General features: G+C 61.9%; 9 protein-coding genes, 1 tRNA gene and 1 pseudogene. 3 read left to right on the top strand and 8 right to left on the bottom strand.

What is annotated here, in order from left to right:
* Positions 1 to 15 precede the first annotated feature (15 nt).
* The 7 genes and pseudogenes from ACN6O8_RS16150 to ACN6O8_RS16120 form a co-directional block, all read right to left on the bottom strand.
* Complete coding sequence (locus tag ACN6O8_RS16150) at positions 16 to 2,991, bottom strand: AAA family ATPase (RefSeq protein ID WP_427992042.1); 2,976 nt, start codon at positions 2,989 to 2,991, stop codon at positions 16 to 18.
* Entirely contained in the window at positions 2,988 to 3,569 is a 582-nt protein-coding gene (locus ACN6O8_RS16145; protein ID WP_427992041.1) for an ABC-three component system middle component 1, read from the bottom strand. The genes ACN6O8_RS16150 and ACN6O8_RS16145 overlap by 4 nt, the downstream gene beginning before the upstream one ends.
* A 28-nt stretch (positions 3,570 to 3,597) precedes the next feature.
* Positions 3,598 to 5,496, bottom strand: coding sequence for an ABC-three component system protein (locus tag ACN6O8_RS16140; protein ID WP_427992040.1), 1,899 nt, complete (start codon positions 5,494 to 5,496; stop codon positions 3,598 to 3,600).
* A 121-nt stretch (positions 5,497 to 5,617) separates the two neighbouring features.
* Complete coding sequence (locus ACN6O8_RS16135; protein WP_427992039.1) at positions 5,618 to 5,839, bottom strand: antitoxin VbhA family protein; 222 nt, start codon at positions 5,837 to 5,839, stop codon at positions 5,618 to 5,620.
* A 652-nt stretch (positions 5,840 to 6,491) separates the two neighbouring features.
* Positions 6,492 to 7,037: pseudogene (locus ACN6O8_RS16130) on the bottom strand (type IV secretion system protein); the annotation flags it as partial.
* 281 nt (positions 7,038 to 7,318) lie between these two features.
* Positions 7,319 to 7,403: transfer RNA gene (locus ACN6O8_RS16125), tRNA-Leu, on the bottom strand.
* A gap of 120 nt (positions 7,404 to 7,523) precedes the next feature.
* Positions 7,524 to 8,915, bottom strand: coding sequence for a nucleobase:cation symporter-2 family protein (locus ACN6O8_RS16120; protein ID WP_427992038.1), 1,392 nt, complete (start codon positions 8,913 to 8,915; stop codon positions 7,524 to 7,526).
* Positions 8,916 to 9,084: 169 nt separating this feature from the next.
* Between ACN6O8_RS16120 and ACN6O8_RS16115 the strand changes: the two genes are divergently transcribed.
* The 3 genes from ACN6O8_RS16115 to ACN6O8_RS16105 all read left to right on the top strand — a co-directional run bounded on the left by ACN6O8_RS16115 (position 9,085) and on the right by ACN6O8_RS16105 (position 14,045).
* A complete protein-coding gene (locus tag ACN6O8_RS16115; RefSeq protein ID WP_427992037.1) occupies positions 9,085 to 10,464 on the top strand; it encodes a DKNYY domain-containing protein in 1,380 nt (459 codons plus the stop codon).
* 147 nt (positions 10,465 to 10,611) lie between these two features.
* On the top strand, positions 10,612 to 12,501 hold the full coding sequence (gene htpG, locus ACN6O8_RS16110) for a molecular chaperone HtpG (RefSeq protein WP_427992036.1): 1,890 nt from the start codon (positions 10,612 to 10,614) through the stop codon (positions 12,499 to 12,501).
* Positions 12,502 to 12,845: 344 nt separating this feature from the next.
* Positions 12,846 to 14,045, top strand: coding sequence for an MFS transporter (locus ACN6O8_RS16105; protein ID WP_427992035.1), 1,200 nt, complete (start codon positions 12,846 to 12,848; stop codon positions 14,043 to 14,045).
* Between the two features lie 3 nt (positions 14,046 to 14,048).
* Here the strand turns inward: ACN6O8_RS16105 and ACN6O8_RS16100 are convergent, their stop codons facing one another.
* The gene (locus ACN6O8_RS16100) at positions 14,049 to 16,217 is read right to left on the bottom strand and encodes a TonB-dependent receptor (protein ID WP_427992034.1); all 2,169 of its coding nucleotides are present in this window, start codon (positions 16,215 to 16,217) and stop codon (positions 14,049 to 14,051) included.
* Between the last annotated feature and the right edge of the window lie 20 nt (positions 16,218 to 16,237).

The following is a 16,237-nucleotide window of genomic DNA, read 5'->3' as shown; positions in this document are numbered from 1 at the left end:
GAGACTGGCTACCTATCAAGGAGTTTCTGTTGCTATAACGCCATCAGAGGCTGGGACGAGGGACCACAGACGTGCTGGTATACCGTCATTCTTTAGCTTGCGCATGAAGTAACGGGCTTGAAGGGCGTCATGAGTCGCAATTACGACTTGAAAACCGTGATCGGCAATGTAATCACGAAGCACGTCGAATACAGACGCTGCATGTACCAAATCGTGGTGCTGAGTGGGGTCGTCTAGAAGTAGACCGCGCCACGAGGACCATTCGTGATCCAGAGCCATTGATAGCAGGAAAGTTAGCTGCACATCGGTCAGTTGGGCCTCGCTGGCTATCGCTGGAATCGGAACTAACTCTCCGTGCAGCGGAACCGAAACTTCAGCACGCTCCTTTCTATAGGAGCTGAAAAAATCCAGGCTCGTCCCGGTAAAACGCTGTTCTCTGACCACTCGTTTCAAGAGAGCCTGCCACCGCGGCACTACGGCGAGCACGTGCTTTTGAACATTTGCAATTTCAGAGGAAAGGTGCTGATTGAGCGTATCCATTGCGCCGGATAATAGCTGCAGACGCTGCGTATGCGATTTCTCTTTCGCTATCCGCTGGCGAAGATTGGCAACGAACTCGTCCTCCGAGAGGTCGCCTCGACGACGATCCAGGAGACTCTGAGCGACACGCGCATGATCCAATTTTCGCCAAGCACCAATTTCGATTTTAAGAGTCTGTAGCGTTTCTGAATGTCGAGACAACTCGCTGATGGTGGACTGCAATTGAGCCTCACGACTGTTCGCAACTTCCGCAGTTGGATCGCCGGGTAACGACAGCTGGCGCCAAGAGGCTCGGCCCGTAGCAAGCCGAGCCTGTGTATCAGCGAGCTGCGCTTCTAGGCTAGCTACCCTTGTAGCGGCGTCGTTCAATTGAAGCTGATGCCTATCCAATGCGGCCTGCTCAGCTTTCACCTTAGCGTTCAGATCTGTAATCCGGTTGGCAATTTGGTTTTGTGCCAAAGACAATTCGTCGAGCGTTTGTGCAGGCGGAGCGTCGGCGGTAATCGCAGCCAGTGCGGCAGTCGCTTGCTCGAGCCTGCTGCCGGCTTCTGATCGGGCCTGCCGCGCAGAATCTAACGCACGAGCAGCCGAGTCATCGGCGCTTTTTGTCTGTTCAAAGGCTTCGCGGGCTGGCGGGGCCGCGAGATTCTGCTGTTTCTCGTCGAGCTGGAGCTTAGCGGAGGAATTTGCCTCTTTGCGGCGTCGGAGCGACTCTTTCGCGAGGGATACGGTATCGCCCTCGAGCAGGGTATTCATCCTGATATCGTTGATTTCCGCGTCTAGGTCGGCCCTTTGGCGCTCTAGTTCAACAACCCTACCCTTGCATGCCTTTAGTTCTGCTTCGGCGTGTGTCACCGCTTCTGTGCATTCACGCAAAGCATCCGTTGCTTTTTTAACGTGTCTTTCAGCGTCGACAACTCTAGGGTTGATAGCATCCAAAGCCTTAGCTATACGCTCATGAAGGCCTACCGCTCCGTGCTCTTCACCACATAAGGGGCAGTCACCACGATCGCTTGGCAGGTGGGCCGCGATTGATGCCACGGCTTGCCTTATCAAATCGTCGGTCGACGTCAAGGTCTCATGTTGGCTCTTCGCGGCCAGTTCTTGGGCTTCAGCGGACACCCTTGAGGAAATCGCGTTCTGAAGTCGTTCCTGAAGGGAATCCTCCTTTGTCTTTTCCTCCTTGACGGAGTTCGCGTTAGCCGTAACTTGCTGAAGTATCTGTTCCCAGCGTTCTACAAGTTGATGAGCGTTGAGAAGGTCAGCGTCTATTGATAGCAACGCTTTGCGTTGAGTGTCGATAAGTTCGTGTTGGGCGATGAGCTGCTTGTTACCTTCATGTTTGCTACGTAGAGTGGAGGCTAAAGACTCGGCGTCGGTCAGAGCCTTGTCAGCGATCTCCAATATCTGTTTGCGTTGTTCGACCAATTCTTTGGCTTGGGCCTCATTCATAAGTCGATTGAGCTGCTGAATAATTGCATCACGTTCAGCTTCAGCCTTCACCAACTCCTGCTGGAGTCGCTCATGATTGACGGTGACTAGGGCACGATTCTCTTTTTTTTGTGTAAGGTCCTCCGCAGCGGTGATGAGTTCCTTACCTAGCTGTTCTGAACGCTCTTGCTCAGAAATGAATCGGCTTATGAGTCCATCAACGTCAACCAGCGCCGTGAGTTGACCACGAAGTTGGTCCAGCTTGGTTTGCACCAATTGCTCCAACGCATCGTGCACTGTTTCCAAGCCATCCTGGCCCAGCGGTGGCACGAGTAGGCCTGTGGGCAATTGATCGAAGCTTTGCGTCTGTCGGGCGACGTCGGAAATGGATTTAGCGATGTCTTCTTTGCTACGAAGGGCACCCTGAGACTGGGAAGCAGCCAGATCTCGTTCAAGGGTCAAGCTTTGCCACTCACCAAATTCTGCTTCGAGTGCTTCGAAAGTGCTCGTGACCTGCTTCAGTTGCTCCGTGAGTGCGCGGCGGATGCTGCCAAGGGCGGAACTGACCTGTGCGCCATCCTTGCCAATTGGCAGTCGCGCCAATTGGGAGCCCGCAATTTTTGCATCTGCCTTTACCAACCATTCTCCCTCTCGCTGATCGAGTAGATGGGTAAGCCTCAGTAGAAACGGAATATCCTCGGGGTTTATATCTGGGAAAAGCGGGCTGAGGTCGCCTCGTCTTTCAACATTCCCAACCTTGTTTACCTGAGTTGAGGCCTGCACATCGCCGAAATCCAGCCTTACGCCGGCCATGGTCTGAGTGTCGCGAATGATCGGTGTTAAATTCTTGCCCAGTCGGGAAATCTTGCCGGTGAGACCGAACTCGATCGCTTCGAAGATTGCCGTCTTCCCGGTACCATTGGGAGCCAAGAGGATAGTCGCACCGTGGCTAAACTCAATCTTGGTGTCGCTGCCAAATCTTCGGATGTTGGATAACGTAATGGACTTGAGCTGCTTCATTGGGCTTCCTCATCACCAAACGCCGCAACCTTCAAGGCTTCAGCAATATCGCCGCCCGATCTTCCAGACAATAGCAATTCTCGCCACGTCTCAACGTGGGGCACGACCCAGGAGTGTGCCAGGCTCAACGAAGCCAGAGCCCCTAGCAGAGGGTCGTTGATATTATTTGAGCCCCCCGCGGGGGAAAGGGTTGCCAAGAAACTGCGATCTAGAAAGGAGGCAACATCTTCGTGGACTCTGACCACGATCTTTCTGCAGAAGCGGTCGTCCGCCTCAAGGCGAGCTGCGTCTTCTGACGCAATGCCTTCGATGAGCATGAACATATATAGGTCGGCTGTCTGCGGCTCAGCGAGCATGTCGCGGACATCTGCTGCCCACCGAAACGCGCCTTGAATTTTTGCTGAATCGAAGGGGAATGCTGCGATCAGCACAGTCCGCCACCCTGCGCCTTCGTGATTGATTCGTTTGAGTTGCACCGTAGTTGAGTCAATCTCAATTGACGGCGCTGCTAGTTCACCCGTATCAGGGAACGAAATTTCGTAGCGACCTTCAGCACGCTTTGAGATGGCTGCAACCATGTCCGGAATTGTTAGCATTTCAGAGTCCTTACGCGTTCTTCGCGATGGCCGACTCGCGGGCGCGCAGTCGATCTTGCCACTGTTTGGTGAAGTGTTGACGTACAGAGGCTAGACTTCCCCTACGCAGATGGTTAAACACCCCGGATCGGGTTACTAGTAGATGTGGCTGGCGTTCCGCCGCCATACTGGTGGTCGCCTCGGCGTCGTCTGCCATTCCGAAGTTCAATAGATCTGACGGTGAATTGCTCACGCCAGACAAGATTACGACTGGGGCAGGGGAAGGGCCGATAACCGCCATTAAGGGATCGTCAGAAAGTTCCCGGACATCTGGAGTGCAACCGGCAGGGCCAGACCAGTACTTAAGCGCGATGCTTTGCACTTGCCCGCAATCCGGGAAGGACGTCCAGTCGCTACCGCTTTCGCCTACGCCCACTGCGACCAGCAACAGGGTTTCAACTGCGGTGGCTAGCAGATCCAAAGTACGAGGGCCAAGGCGAAGCGCATGCTTTGCATTCTTCCCTTCCGTCTCCGGGTAGAGAAGTTGTTCGAGAAATTTTCGGCGGCTCTCGGGATGCTCGGCGAATCGTGCCGACCATCCCAGCCAAACCGTTTCCATCGCATTTGCTAGGGCAGAATCTACAATGGCACCAAGCTTTTCAGAGACACCTTGGACGAGGTGCTCCCACACTACTTCGTCCATGGCGCTTGCAAGTGCATCAGCTTCCGCTCGGGCTGCGCCTTGCGTCTCCAACGCACGATCCGCCGCACACGCTAGACGTTCAGGATTTTCAAACCACGGGAGGTTGTTCAAGTCGCTTTCCGTGCAACCGAGCGTGTGACCGACTTCATGGCCGACGCTACTGCGCCACGTCGGCTCGTCTAGCATCAGCCCCAGACTGCCATTGGGCAAATGCAGAGCCATTCGCAGTAACGCTGATGGAAGAGTGAGGTTTGCGCCCACAGGGGGGGTGTATGGGGCGTAGATCCTCAGCTTTCGACTCCCCGGTTCAACGCTCCACATGTGAGTGACCACCCCTTGCGCAGGGCGGGAAGTCGTCCCTCCTAGATCATATGTCCCAGCGAACGACCATGGTCTGCCGGCAGGTAGTACTTCGTCACCTAACTGGTACTGAACCCAGGTTTGGACATCTTTGCGGAGTTCGTCCTTAAGCGCTCGGACCACCGCATGACAGCCAAGAGCGGACACGTCGGATGTCTCGTCTGTTATGTACGTGATCAGCCGTTCAAGCGTCCGTTTTGGATCGGTAAAGTGCCGGCCGAGAGATTCTGCGGAGCGTTGCTCCAACGTCGCATCGTTTCCCACGCAGACTATGGTGACTCGACGCAGGGTGTCCCTTATCTGCGCCCAGTCTTTGAACCCGCACCAGGTCGTGAGCCATAGATAGGTTCGTTCCGTAGGGCCGTCTTTGCGATTGGCAAGTGCGTCCAAATCAAGCCCCTCCTGGCGACACAGCTTGCACAACGCATCCAAATGGTCGACGGTGAGGTCTTTCTTGATCTGCAGGTGTGCGCCCATGAGAGTTAGCTGAAACTGACGATCAGGAAGAGTGTCGAAAGTGCCCAGTCCAGCGTGCTTGGCGAGGCTGGCGAATGCCTTATCAATGACGGAATCCGTGGGCTCAGTGGCGGAAGATCCTTCTTTGGGCGCTTTGGTCCGGTGTTTTGTCTTATCTGGATTCTTCGTGCAGAAATCACTGGCCTGACGTTTGACTTGCAGATGTTCATAGGAAACGGGTGAGTGGAGGATCACCACGTCGTCCCATTCTTCAATACCGCCCTGTTCGGCACCGATTGCGATTGGAGCGCGCCGTCCGTCAAGAAACTTATCAAGCATGTCCGACAGACGCTGAGCAATAACTAGCCTCTCGTAGTGAGACTTCTGCTCCAGCCGGAATCTCCTGATCATTTAAAGCGCTCCTGCTTCATTATTAGTCTTACAACAAATGAGTCACATAGGTAAAACAAAAACCGGCGACAGCCTATCCTGCACTAGTCCCCAAATCCCAAAGTCTTCGTCATGACGAAGACTATGGGAGCGTTAACGCGTCAGCGCGCGGTTGCACAAACTCTTGCAGGCTGATCTGACCATCGATGAAATGCTGGGCGTGGGCCTCATCTGCTTCTCTGAGCGAGAAGCCTTCTAGACCGACGGAAACCCGCGCGTAGTTAATAGCCGATTGGCGTCGACAGCGTTCGGTCTCTGATATGGTTTTGGGGGGCTGTAACCCGCATTTACCTTCGCCAGCCATGGTATCTCCTTGCTGTAGGTAACCCGATCTTACAAGAGGTACGAGTATTTTGGTTTAGGTACACGCAACCTCAAGGCTGGTGCGCTGAAATTGTCTTGTTTTACCTGCTATGGACGCCAATATCGGCTGCGTATTAGCCGTAGTTTCCAAAGAGGCTTTGCCTCTCTGGACTCTCCACCCTCGCCGGCGGGAGCCTCGGGAGCACGGGTTGCGGGCCTCTGGCCCGGAACTCCTGCCCCCGGGCATAGCGTGGGGCGCTCCTGCCGCGTCAAGGGGCCGTGTCCTCGCCCTGTGGGCTGCGGGCCGCACCAACCCCTTGACCCGTCATCCGCTTGATAGCACCGCTACTGACGCCGTTTGGCCGGAAGAGGCGTCAAGGGCGGGACCGGAAGCCGCAGCCCGAAGCGCAGCGCAGGGAACGGGTGAGGATTCCGGGCGAAGCCTTCACCCTTGATGCCTCTGGAAGCCATGCAGCCTGTCGGCCGGGGGGAGGAACAAGGCGAAGCCGCTGGGCCTGCCCCCGCGGCCAGTCCGGCAAGAACGGACGCGGGATGCAACCGAAGGGGTTGCCCAAGCGTAGCGCGGAGATATGTGCGCCCATGAATGAAAAGGCCTCGCTGAAGACGAGGCCGATGCGGACGCAACATGCACATCACTTACCGTTGACGGAGCCGCCCGTTGCCGGTCCCCAATTCTTGCCCATGTTCTGCAATACGTGTTGCCGATAGGCTGGGTTCCACATGGTGTTGCCTGCAATCATGTGGTTGGTTCGGCCAGCAGTAACCATCATGCCCGACTGCATATCGCGGCGAGTCGTCTTAGGATTCACCACGTTGCCAATACCCTGCGCCATGCTCCTGAATGTCACAGCGTCAAAGGCGATGCCGCCAGCCAGTCTCGCCCCTAAGCCACTCGTTTCTCTCTGCGCGTAGAAGATGATCAAGGCAAGAACGATGATCTGCACAAACGAACTGATGGGATTGTCCATGGTCGTGCTTATTACCCTGTCGAACAGCGCCTTGAATAGCGCCACACCGACAGATACGACAACCATTGTGATGGCAATTTCAAGTATGTAGGCCAGTGCCTGCTCAAACCATTTGTCGAACCATTTTGCGGTGACCGGAAACATTAACGCTGCGATAAACAGCGGCCCAAAACCAAGCATTATTGCCAAACCCAGCCTTGCCATGATGAGGGTCGCGGTCGCGGGCTCATCATGCTAGGCGGCCCCCGCAAGTGCCGGACGGCGCTGAGGAAAAGGGAAATCGTATCCACGGAATGAGGCGGCCGCGTGGATTGTGGCGCGCATATTGGCCGACGTGCCCGTATAGCAGAACGAGCGAGGCTGATCTGGAGAACACGGATGTGGACGGGCTAGGTGTGTCAAGGGCGGGCGCGCTGTACTGCGACTGCGGCAGCAAGCACTGAGCCCAAACAAAAAGCCGCGACTGCATTGCAGTGGCGGCTTTTCCAATTTGGTGCCCGGGGCCGGAATCGAACCGGCACGCCTTGCGGCGGGGGATTTTGAGTCCCCTGCGTCTACCAATTTCACCACCCGGGCAGGCTGGTCGCGGATCCGTCCAGGTGACGGTCGCGGGTAAAGCGAAGACCGCGATTATATGCGGTCTGGGAAAAATTGTCAGGCTAGGGGCCGGTGCCCGGGGACGCCGGCCCGGCCTGCCTACTTCTTTTCCGGCAGGAACCAGTTCATCACCAGCGCGCAGATGCCGCCGGTGGCCACGCCCGATTCCAGCACGCTTTTCACCGCGTGCGGCAGGTGCGACAGGATCTCGGGCACTTGCGACACGCCCAGGCCCAGGGCCAGCGACACGGCGATGATCAGCAGGGCGCGGCGGTCCAGGTGGATGCCGGCCAGGATGTTGATGCCGGAGGCGGCCACGGCGCCGAACATGACCATGGCGGCGCCGCCCAGCACGGGTTCGGGCACGGCCTGCAGCACGCCGGCGACGGCGGGGAACAGGCCCAGCAGCACCAGCATGCCGGCGATCCACACGCCCACGTGGCGGCTGGCGATGCCGGTCAGTTGGATGACGCCGTTGTTCTGGGCGAAGACCGAGCTGGGGAAGGTGTTGAACACGCCCGCCAGCAGCGAGTTGGCGCCGTTGACCAGCACGCCGCCCTTGATGCGCTGCATCCACAGCGGGCCTTCGACCGGCTGCTTGGAGACCTTGCTGGTGGCGGTGACGTCGCCAATGGCTTCGAGCGAGGTGACCAGGTAGATGATCAGCATCGGCACGAACAGCGCCCACGAGAAGCCCAGGCCGAAGTGCAGCGGCACCGGCACCTGGAACAGCGCGGCTTCGCGCGCGCCGGTGAAGTCCAGGCGGCCCATGTAGGCGGCGGCGATGTAGCCCACGGCCAGCGCCAGCACCAGCGCGGTGCTGCGGATCCACACCACCGGCACGCGGTTCAGCAGGATGATGGTGCCCAGCACCAGGCAGGACAGCGTCAGGTTCTCGGCGCTGGCGAAGGTGCCGCTGGCCATGGCGCCGAAGCCGCCGCCCATGCTGATGAGGCCGACCTTGATCAGCGTCAGGCCGATCAGCAGCACCACGATGCCGGTGACCAGCGGGGTGATCAGGCGCTTGACGAAGGGCAGGATGCGGCTGATGCCCATTTCGACGAAGGATCCGGCGATGACGACGCCGAAGATCGCGGCCATCACGGCCTCGACCGGGGTGCCTTGCTTGACCATGACCGAGCCGCCGGCGATCAGCGGGCCGACGAAGTTGAAGCTGGTGCCCTGCACGATCAACAGACCCGCGCCCAGCGGGCCGAAGCGCTTGCATTGCACGTAGGTGGCGATGCCGGAGATGACCAGCGACATGGACACGATCAGTGTGGTGTCGCGGCTGCTCACGCCCAGGGCCTGGCAGATCAGCAGGCCGGGGGTGACGATGGGCACCAGGATGGCCAGCAGGTGCTGCAGGGCGGCGACAAAGGCGACGGGGGCGGCGGGACGGTCGTCGGGGCCGTAGACCAGGTCGTGGCGGGGTTCGGCGTCGTCGGACGCGCCGTGGGAGGCAGGTTGGGTCAGGGAGGCGGGTTGCATGGCAGGGAGCCGGCCGGGGGGTAGGGGAGGAAAGTGCGGGATTTTAGCGGGGAAGGCCCCCGGGCGCAGCGCGGCCACCGACCCGCCGCCTGGGCGCTTGATAGAATTTTGAACCGCCCACCTGGGGCCGCCGGCCCGCGAATCGATGCAGAAGCGCACCAGAAGGATCGTGATTGTCCTGGTCTTGTTGACCGCCATCCTGCCGCTGTGCCTGCTGATCTGGCTGATCGATGGCGGCGACGACTTCGCCGCCATCGACCGTGGCGAGTCCTATGGCAGCAGCATCTACAAGCGCTATCAGGGCGAGGTTTACGCGGCCGTGCCCAGCAATGGCTATTACCGGATGCGCGAGGCGGATGCGGCGGCGTTCGAAACCTTCGATACGGGCCGCTACGACGGCCGGCAGGCGGGGCGCGACGGCCGCCACGTGTACTGCGGCAACCTGGTGCTGGCGGGGTTGCGGCCGGCGTCGACGCGCTATCTGGGCAATAGCTATTTCAGCGACGGTTCGACCACGTACTTCTGCGATTTTGCCTCCGAACGCAATCACGGCCTGGGCCGGCTGGACGAGTTCTGGCAGAGGATCCGCTACCGCGCCGGCAAGGGCGACAAGCCGCAGACTTACCTGTATCCGTTCCAGGCCCTGCCGGCCAGCGCGCAACCCTACCGGCCGCTGCTCGACCGCCAACTGGCCACCGACGGCGCGCGCGTGTTCTACGAGGGCCGCGACATGCCGCAGGCCGACCCGGCGCGGCTGCGCCGCATCGCCGCGATCCAGGGGGGCGAGAAGCGCCCGGGCGATGATTTCTTTGCGGACGGCCGCCGGGTTTATTACCGGGATACGCTCCTGCCGCTGTCGGACGATCCGGCGCTGTATACCTTCACGGTCGGCAACCTGCACCGCCAACCGTATCTGCATGACCCGCGCGACGGCATGGTGTACCTGGGCGCGTTGGCGTTCGATCCGGCGCATGCGCCGTACCGGCTGCTGAACGAGCCGGGCCGTCATGTGCACCATGCGCTGTTCGCCAGCAAGGACGGCATCTATTTCTATGACAGCGAGCAGGGCGTGGTGGCGCGGGCCGGCGACGACCCGTTCGCGGCGGGCGGCTTCACGGCGCTGTCGCCCTATGTGTTCTGGGACGGCCGTCAACTGCTGTTCCTCAAGAGCCAGGAAGCCTGGAGCCGTTCGCGCGGCGGCGGCGGCTTGATTTCCCGGTCCACGCTGGTGCTGCGGCTCAAGCCGGCGCCGGCGGGGCCGTGGACCAAGCTGGGCGAGGTCTATCACGGCTTCGGGTCGGTCTGGCGCAATGGCGACGCGCTCTATTATCTCGATGAACTGGGCGCGACCCAACTGATCTACAGTCCGATCTACCGCATCCTGGATCCCGCGGCGGCGGATTTCCTGCTGCGCTCGCGGCAAACCCGGCAGATCAAGGCCGACGACATCCGCAAGCTGGTGCACGGCGGAGCGCTGGCGGTGCCCGCGGCCGAGGAGGTGCTGGAGGCCAAGACGCGTTACCGCCGCGGGTTGCTGTCCCTTTTCTGATCGTCTCCCGGACGGCCGGCGGTTTTTCCGGTCTTGAAATATGTCACATGGCCCCCATCACAACAGGGTTTCCCGGAGACTGCCCGGGCCCTGCGCCCCGCTCTCCGGCTTCCTTTTGTCCCTAATTTTCCGACTTTTCATACAACGATGAGCCAGACCGCCACGTCCGAAACCCTGGGATTCCAGGCCGAGGTGAAGCAACTGCTGCACCTGATGATCCATTCGCTGTACAGCAACAAGGAAATCTTCCTGCGCGAGCTGGTGTCGAACGCGTCGGATGCCTGCGACAAACTGCGCTTCGAAGCCATCGACAATCCGGCCTTGCTGGAAGGCGATGGCGAGCTGGCCATCACCGTCAGCTACGACAAGGCTGCGCGCACCATCACGATTTCCGACAACGGCATCGGCCTGTCGCGTGAAGAGGCCGTGGCCAACCTGGGCACCATTGCCCGTTCCGGCACGCGCGAGTTCTTCTCGCAGTTGACCGGCGACAAGCAAAAGGACGCGCAACTGATCGGCCAGTTCGGCGTGGGCTTCTATTCGTCGTTCATCGTGGCCGACAAGGTCACGGTGGTCAGCCGCCGCGCCGGCGCCACCGACGCCATCCGCTGGGAGTCCGACGGCCAGGGCGAGTTCACCATCGCCGCCGCCGACAAGGCCACGCGCGGCACCGACGTCACGCTGCACCTGCGCGCCGACGAAGACGAGCTGCTCAACGGCTGGAAGCTGCGCGAGATCCTGCGCCGCTACTCCGACCACATTTCGCTGCCGATCCGCATGGCCAAGGAAGAGTGGGATTCGGAGAAGGGCGAACAGGTCAAGAAGGACGAGCTCGAAACGGTCAACCAGGCCAACGCGCTGTGGGCCCGCAACAAGGCGGACGTGACCGAGGAACAGTACCGCGAGTTCTACAAGACGGTGTCGCACGACTACGACGACCCGCTCGCCTGGACCCACAATCGCGTCGAAGGCCGCAGCGAATACACGCAGTTGCTGTACGTGCCCAAGCACGCGCCGATGGATCTGTGGGACCGCGACGGCCGCCGTGGCGTCAAGCTGTACGTCAAGCGCGTCTTCATCATGGATGACGCCGACCAGTTGCTGCCGTCGTACCTGCGCTTCGTGCGCGGCGTGATCGACTCGGCCGACCTGCCGCTGAACGTCTCGCGCGAGATCCTGCAGGAAAGCCGCGACGTGCGCGCCATCCGCGACGGTTCGGCCAAGCGCATCCTGTCGCTGCTGGAAGACCTGGCCGAGAACAAGCCGGAAGACTACGCCACGTTCTGGTCGGAATTCGGCCAGGTGCTCAAGGAAGGCGCGGGCGAAGACCACGCCAACCTGGAACGCATCGCCAAGCTGATGCGCTTTGCCTCGACCCATACCGGCGACCAGGCCCAGACCGTGTCGTTCGCCGACTACGTGGGCCGCATGAAGGAAGGCCAGGACAAGATCTACTACGTCACGGCCGATACCTTCGCCGCCGCCAGCAACAGCCCGCACCTGGAGATTTTCCGCAAGAAGGGCATCGAAGTGCTGCTGCTGTCCGACCGCGTCGACGAATGGATGCTGTCGTACCTGCGTGAATTCGACGGCAAGTCGCTGGTGTCGGTGGCCAAGGGCGGCCTGGACCTGGCCGAACTGGCCGACGAGGAAGAAAAGAAGCACCAGGCCGAAGTGGCCGAGGACTTCAAACCGCTGGTCGAGCGCCTGCAGAAGACCCTGGAAGACCAGGTCAAGGAAGTGCGCGTGACGCTGCGCCTGGTGGATTCGCCGGCGTGCGTGGTGGTGGGCCAGAACGAACTCAGCCCGCACCTGCTGCGCATGCTGAAGGCGGCCGGCCAGGAAGCGCCCAACGTCAAGCCGGTGCTGGAAATCAATCCGGAACACCCGCTGCTGGCGCGCATCCGCGCCGCCGACGACGGCGAGTTCGACCAGTGGGCCCGTCTGCTGCTCGACCAGGCCCTGCTGGCCGAAGGCGCGCAGATCGCCGACCCGGCGGCGTTCGTCAAGCGCTTGAACGCGCTGCTGCTGAAGTAAGCGGTTGGCGTGACAGGTGAAAGGGCGCCCGCGAGGGCGCCTTTTTCATTGGCGGTCGGCGGCGGGGGCGGGTGTGCCAGCGCGTTGGGGATGGGGCGCGCCGATCTGCTCCCTTTTATCCTCGACCACGGTTCCCGCTCGGTATTTTTTGACGAGCGGTCTGGAAACTTCCCCACGTCATTCGTGACTCCAGGTCAAAAGTCTTTCGCCGTTTCGTTGCTTTTTCTGTAAGGGTGCGCCCGGCATACTGGCTGCCTGTCTTCCGATCGGGCCTTCCCCAGCGCCGGCACGCGTGCCGCTTCATCCTGGATTGTCCGGTCGGCGCATCCAACCAAGGAACCCGTATGTCCCCCCATGAAACCCCGCCGGTGAAAGCCGGCCTGCCATTGCTGGCGCTGGCCGTTGGCGCCTTCGGCATCGGCGTCACCGAATTCTCTCCCATGGGCCTGTTGCCCGTGATCGCCGACGGCGTGGGGGTGTCCATCCCCAGCGCCGGCATGCTGATCAGCGCCTACGCCATCGGCGTGATGCTCGGCGCGCCGCTGATGACGCTGGCGCTGTCGCGCTGGTCGCGCCGCAAGGCGCTGATCGTGCTGATGGCGATCTTCACCCTGGGCAACCTGCTGTCGGCGCTGTCGCCCAACTACGCCACGCTGCTGCTGGCGCGCCTGGTGACCAGCCTGAACCATGGCGCCTTTTTCGGCCTGGGTTCGCTGGTGGCCGCCAGCGTGGTGCCGCGCCACAAGCAGGCCAGCGCGGTGGCGACGATGTTCCTGGGGCTGACGATTGCCAACGTCGGCGGCGTGCCGGCGGCGACCTGGCTGGGCCAGGTGATCGGCTGGCGCATGTCATTCGCCGCGACCTCGGTGCTGGGCCTGGTGGCGATGCTGTCGCTGTGGTTCGCGCTGCCCGCGGGCGAGGCCGGCCGGCGTCCGGACATCCGTCATGAATTGGCCGTGCTCAAGACTCCCGTTGTGCTGGTGGCGCTGCTGACCACGGTGCTGGGCGCGGGCGCGATGTTCACGCTGTACACCTATGTGGCGCCGACGCTGGCCGAGCTGACCGGCGCGTCGCCCCACTTCGTGACGGCGATGCTGGTGCTGATCGGAATTGGCTTCACCATCGGCAATACCGCCGGCGGCCGCTTCGCCGACCGTTCCCTGGACGGCAGCCTGATCGCTTTCCTGGTGCTGGTGATCGCCGACCTGCTGGCGTTTCCGTGGCTGGCGCAGACCCCGGTGGGCGCGGCGATCGGCCTGCTGGTCTTCGGCTTCGGCACCTTCGCCGTGGTGCCGCCGCTGCAGATGCGGGTGATGCGCGCCGCCACCGACGCGCCCGGCCTGGCGTCGTCGGTGAACGTGGGCGCCTTCAACCTGGGCAACGCGGTGGGCGCGGCCGCCGGCGGCGGAGTGATCTCGGCCGGCCTGGGCTATGCCGCGGTGCCGGTGGCCGGCGCGATGATTGCCGCCGCGGGCCTGGCGCTGGTGCTGTGGCAGCGCGCCGCCAACCAGCGCCAGCGCAAGCTGGCGATGCAGGGCTGTTGAGCCTTAGAACTCGAACGTCGCGCCCAGCTCGTAGGTGCGTCCCGGCGCCAGCAGTACCTGGCTGGTGGCGCGGCCGCCGTAGTAGGCGTAGAGCTTGTCGGTCAGGTTGCGCACGCGGAAGGTGATCAGCGCCGGCCGGACACGGTAGCTGATCGCCGCGTCCACCGTGGTGTGGCTGTTGATGCGGACCTGGTTGGCGTTGTCGGTGTAGATCTTGCCGGTGTGGTTCAGGCCGATGAAGAGATTCATCGGCAGTTCCTTGAGCCGGTAGTTGGCGTACAGGTTGGCGACGCGCTCGGGCACGTTGGGCGGGGTGTTGCCCACGCGCGAGGTGCCGTTGCCCTCGGTCAGCGAATCGAAGCGCGCGTTCAGCGCGGCGATATTTCCCGACAGTGTCAGTTGCGGCGTGACGCGCCAGGCCGCCGACAATTCCACCCCGCGCGACGATTGGCGGCCGTTGTTGACCGTCACGCGCGGGTCGTTGGCGTCGCGCGTCAGCATGTTCTCCAGCTTGATGTGATAGACCGCCGCGGTCCACTCCACGTCGCCCAGGCTCTGCTTGAAGCCGGCCTCCCATTGCTCGCCCTTGGCCAGCGGGAACGAGGCATCGGCCTGCGACAGCAGGAACAGCGTCCCCACCGGGAGGGTGGCGTTGGTGTACTGGGCATACACCGACGACGACGGCGTCACGTCGTACACCGTGCCCAGCCGCGCCGAGTTGGCGCTGTAGCGCGTGCCGAAGGCGCTGCGGGTGCCGGCATTCAGGTCGGTGACGCCGCGCTCGACGCGCATGCGGTCGTAGCGGTAGCCGCCCACCACGGTCCAGCGCTCGGTCAGCTTGAGCGAGTCTTCCAGGAACAACGCGGCGCCGCGTACGTCGGTGGTGTAGTCGGTGCGGTTGCCGGGGCCGCTCATCAGCGCCGGGTCATCGTTGAAATAGCCCACGTCTGGATTCCACAGCGAGACGCGCAGCGCATCCGCGGTGGTGGCGGAGCGGTTGGAGAAGCGCCGCTCGCTGTCCAGCGTGGTCTTGCTGAGTTCGCCGCCGATCACGAACTTGTTCGACAGGCCGGCGATGGTGCCGTCATGGCTGGCGTCGAAGCGGTCGATGAAATAGCGTTGGTGGTGCGTGATGATGGTCTGGTCGCGGTCGATCGATGCGGGGGCGCTGAAGGTGGCCGACTCCGAGTTCTTCCACAGGCGGTCGACCTTGTTCATCGCGAATTCGTTGCGCAGCGTCCACGACGGCGTCAACTGGTGGGTGAGGCGCGCCCGCAGCCAATACGATTCGGCCTCGTTGCGGTCGTTCAGCACGTTGTAGTTCTTGCCGGCCAGGGCGCGGTCTAGCACGCGGCCATCGGGTGTGCTGACCACGCCGGTGGGGTCCTTGGCCAGGCCGCGCGGCACCAGCGGCGTGCCCCAGTAGGCGTGGCCGGTGTCGCGCGAGTAGTCGAACGACAGGTCCAGGCGGGTGGCGGGCGCGAGGTCGAAGGCGATGCCGGTGGTCAGGTGGTCGAGCTTGTTGCTGTTGCGGTCGATGGTGCCGACGCGGGTGTCGTTGTGGCTGTAGTCGATACGGTAGGCGCCGGTCTCGCCGAAGTTGTCGCCCAGGCCGATGCCGGTGCGCGTGCTGCCATAGCTGCCATACGAGAACATCGCTTCGCGCGAGGGGTTGTCGCGGTCGGGCCGCTTGGTCTGGAAGTTGACGATGCCGCCGATGGCGCTGTCGCCTTGCAGCACCGAGGCCGGTCCTTTCAGGACCTCGATGCGTTCGTAGTTCCAGGTATCTTCGACCCGGTTGGTCGAGCCGGCGCCGGACATGCGCAGGCCGTCGTACAGGTACACGATATCGGTGAAGCCGCGCGAAGACAGGGTGGTGGGCGAGGACGGCGGACCGCCGCCGGCCAGGCCGGTGGCCCCGCGCAGGGCTTCGCTGAGGGTGCTGGCGCCGCGCTCGCGCATGGCCTGCTGCGTCACGATCTCGACCGAGGCCGGCGTTTCGCGCAGCGTCAGGCCGAGCCGCGAGGCGCTGCCGCTGCGGCTGTTCAGGTGCAGGCTTTCCGCGTCGCCGGCGGCTTCCACGCGGATGGCGGGCAGTTCGGCTTCCTGGGCCTGGACATTGGGCACGGCGGTGCAGGCCGCGAGGGCGGCGGTGGATACGATTCTTCTCATGACGCTTTCCCGAAACTCGA

The sequence above is a fragment of the Achromobacter sp. genome (assembly GCF_050285565.1).
In the GTDB taxonomy this organism is placed as follows: Bacteria; Pseudomonadota; Gammaproteobacteria; order Burkholderiales; family Burkholderiaceae_B; genus Achromobacter.
The sequence above is the reverse complement of the archived record's forward strand: the minus strand, read 5'-3'. Positions and strand labels throughout refer to the sequence as shown.

Bases quoted from the DNA above. Each gene is read 5' to 3' on its own strand.
- ACN6O8_RS16140 (WP_427992040.1), bottom strand. From the start codon at position 5,496: ATGATCAGGAGATTCCGGCTGGAGCAGAAGTCTCACTACGAGAGGCTA.
- ACN6O8_RS16120 (WP_427992038.1), bottom strand. From the start codon at position 8,915: ATGCAACCCGCCTCCCTGACCCAACCTGCCTCCCACGGCGCGTCCGAC.
- htpG (WP_427992036.1), top strand. From the start codon at position 10,612: ATGAGCCAGACCGCCACGTCCGAAACCCTGGGATTCCAGGCCGAGGTG.
- ACN6O8_RS16150 (WP_427992042.1), bottom strand. From the start codon at position 2,991: ATGAAGCAGCTCAAGTCCATTACGTTATCCAACATCCGAAGATTTGGC.
- ACN6O8_RS16135 (WP_427992039.1), bottom strand. From the start codon at position 5,839: ATGGCTGGCGAAGGTAAATGCGGGTTACAGCCCCCCAAAACCATATCA.
- ACN6O8_RS16145 (WP_427992041.1), bottom strand. From the start codon at position 3,569: ATGGTTGCAGCCATCTCAAAGCGTGCTGAAGGTCGCTACGAAATTTCG.
- ACN6O8_RS16105 (WP_427992035.1), top strand. From the start codon at position 12,846: ATGTCCCCCCATGAAACCCCGCCGGTGAAAGCCGGCCTGCCATTGCTG.
- ACN6O8_RS16100 (WP_427992034.1), bottom strand. From the start codon at position 16,217: ATGAGAAGAATCGTATCCACCGCCGCCCTCGCGGCCTGCACCGCCGTG.